Raw genomic sequence first — 2,943 nt, forward strand, 5'->3', positions numbered from 1 at the left:
GATGCTGTGTCCTACACCCTGAACCAATGGGATTACCTGACGCGTTACACCAGCGACGGCAGGATGCCGATCGATAACAACATTCTGGAACGCGACATTAGGGTTTTTGCGACCGGAAGAAAATCGTGGCTGTTCAGCGACACTGCTGACGGAGCCAAGGCCAGCGCCGTGATCTACAGTCTCATGCTGACATGCCGCGCCTGTGGCGTCGACCCTCTGATCTGGCTACGACACGCGCTCACTGAGTTGCCGCAGCGAGACGACGACGCCGACATCGGCGACCTGCTACCGATCAACTTCTCGAAAACATCCACCGCCTAACAGAGCCGGATCTCGGTACGGATGCGAGGCGAGCGGTGCAGCAGCCGTCAATGCGCATCGAAAATCGCGCTTACGCTGAATCGGCCTTTCCAGAGGGTCTCCCCCTGCCGCAGCGAGGACCACGACCCGCAGTTCCGTTCACGTCGGCTTGCGCGTCGATCGTGCATGCTGCCTCCGAATGAAAGCCAATTATGCCGCGCTCTCCGCTTTAAGCCGCCGAGCCAGGCGCGCAACCGTCGCCCTAGCAGCGCCGGTCCCATCCATGATTGTTTGCCAAGATTGGCCACGCTTCAGACCGTCGATGATCGCGGCGTTGCGTTTTACGTCCTCTTTACGTCCCCGATAAGCGCCGCGCGCTTTCGCGGCGGCTATGCCTTCGTCTTGGCGGCGGCGGTCCTCCTAATCCTTGCGCGCCACGGCGGCGAGAATATCCAGCATCATGGCGTTGATCGCCTCGTCACCGTTACCCACCGATAGCTGATCCGCGATAAAATTGCAGGGTAAGTTGATTTCTATGACGCTTTGGCGCCCCATCCCAATACAGTGGGGCACTCCACCTTCTCCGAAAGGACTAGGTTGCCTCTCCCTACCTCGCGGGCATCTCGGCCCTAGATCGCCGTTTAGTATCAAGCGCGCTTGTCGACGATATTAGATATTAGCGTTTCCAGAGGCACCTTGTTTCGAACCTTTCAAACCCGACTCCGTTTAACAGATTCGCAATTTGAAGCATTGAACGCTTACGCCGCCTGCGTCGGCAAGGCGGAGCGCACACTCTATGCCCGGCTCCAATCCGGTCGCATTTGGAAAGGCGATCTTTCCCGAGCGTTTCATCGTGAAGTCGGTCTAGGCTCGGCCTTGACAACAATGCTCTACCGACAACTGCAGGCAAGACTTGCCTCGGCACGAGCAGTTGCACGAGAGCAGCGCGCCGCCCTTAACAGGCGGCTATGGCGCGAGTGCATACGGCTTCAAGCGAAGAAGGATCGTCTGTTAAAAAGCAAAGCCGCGTTGGCGGCGCTTCGCATCAAGTTTGCCGCTGCTAACTTGAAGGTGGCCGAGCTGTATAGAACCATCAAAACAGTGCCAAAGCCCCCACCCCATTCGATAAAACGGCTGAAGCATGCGATTAATGACGCATTTCACCTGAAAGAGCGAAGCGCGACCTCCCTCCGTCGCCTAAACGATCTCGCTCGTTCTCTGCACGATCTCAAGCGACGCGTCCAAAAGATCGCGCGGCGTCTAAAACGCGCTGAAGGGGAGCGCGATAAACCAATCGCGCGTTTCGCACCCCGCAAGCTCTTTGGATCGCAGCACTTCCTGCAGCTAACGCGGTTCGCGACGCACGACGACTGGTTGGTGGAATGGCGGAGCCGACGGGATAGTACCATCTTCTTCGAAGGAGACGCCCGTGCTCCTTCTGGAAACAGGTGTGCCCGCCTGACGCCTGGAACCAGCGGCAGCTATAATCTCGAGATACGACTGCCAAAGCCGCTGGGCTCGCACGCTGACGAACATTTCGTTTCGAAAGGTCGCGACATTTTCGTTCTCAAACTCGGGGGGCTTCATTTCAATCACGGACAACAGGTTGTCCAGCAAACGTTGGCTAGTGGCTACCCGATTAGCGTTCGATTGCATCGCGACCAGAAATCGTGGAAAATTTCCGTCACGATTAGCCATTCAATGTCGGTCGGCGATCCCGACTGGACAAGGGGCTCGCTGGGCGTCGATTGGAATGCGAACAGAATCGTAATCGCCCATGTCGATCGAGCCGGCAATCTTATCCGGACCTACTCCTATTCCTGTTCAACCAGGTCGAAAACGGCTACCCAAAACCGTGACACCCTCCGCAAGGTTAGCGCTCGAATAGCCGAGCTCGCTCGGGTGCTCGGTATTTCCGTGGTCAAGGAGGATCTCGATTTTTCGGCCATTAAAGCGTCGCCACGTGCGATGGGGGACCCTCACTTTCGAACCATGCTTGCATCCTTCGCCTATGGTTCGTTTGACCGCTCACTCGCTTCAGCTTGCGCGCGCTCAGGGGTTGCGTTGACCCGGGTGGATCCCGCGCGAACGACCATGATTGGGCGCTTAAAGTTTTCTCGTCGTTATGGCCTATCGGTCGACCAGGCTGCTGCTTTTGTAATAGCGAGACGAGGAATGAAGTTCTCTGAAAAGCTGTGCTTGAACAGGCCGTTCGCTAACCCTGTTCCCGCTGAATCATGGCACCCGACCGCTACCCGTGAGGAAAGGAAGGCATGTGTGGCCAGCGCAGAAGTACAGTCAATCGGAGATATCGAGAGCGCGAATAGCGCAAGGGCCGTCTTCGCCGGGAGTGCGAAGACCGTATATCGCGATCGTCGGGATATGCGGCGAGGTGATGTTGCACCTCATGACCCTCCGGAACCTTTGGGATGTTCCCGGAGCGACCGTCTCAGTCGCACGAGCAAGGGCTGGCGCGTGTGCCGGAACGAGTGAACTCCGATCATAAGCCGAATTATGAGGTTTACAACCCGAGACCCGCAACTATGTGCAGCGGGTGATTGAGAACTATGAGGTCTACAAGGCACGGTTGGGTCAGCCGAGCGACATCGTCCGCGACCTGACCTACGGCCGTTCCTCCTGATT

At 57.3% G+C, this 2,943-nt stretch carries 3 protein-coding genes; 2 read left to right on the top strand and 1 reads right to left on the bottom strand.

The genetic code is table 11. The features are described 5' to 3' along the window. Positions 1 to 321: transposase (locus tag FHX16_RS31315; RefSeq protein ID WP_259132222.1), on the top strand; the 321-nt coding region annotated here is incomplete at its 5' end. Positions 322 to 720: 399 nt separating this feature from the next. On the opposite strand, the gene FHX16_RS31320 is transcribed toward FHX16_RS31315, so the two are convergent. After that, on the bottom strand, positions 721 to 873 hold the full coding sequence (locus FHX16_RS31320; RefSeq protein ID WP_259132224.1) for a hypothetical protein: 153 nt from the start codon (positions 871 to 873) through the stop codon (positions 721 to 723). A gap of 123 nt (positions 874 to 996) precedes the next feature. On the opposite strand from FHX16_RS31320, the gene FHX16_RS31325 reads away from it, so the two are divergent. Next, positions 997 to 2,793 (top strand): hypothetical protein, encoded by a 1,797-nt coding sequence (locus FHX16_RS31325; protein ID WP_259132226.1) that lies wholly within the window; start codon positions 997 to 999, stop codon positions 2,791 to 2,793. The last annotated feature ends 150 nt before the right edge of the window (positions 2,794 to 2,943 follow it).

The organism is Rhizobium sp. BK661, from assembly GCF_024808825.1.
Classification (GTDB): domain Bacteria; phylum Pseudomonadota; class Alphaproteobacteria; order Rhizobiales; family Rhizobiaceae; genus Rhizobium.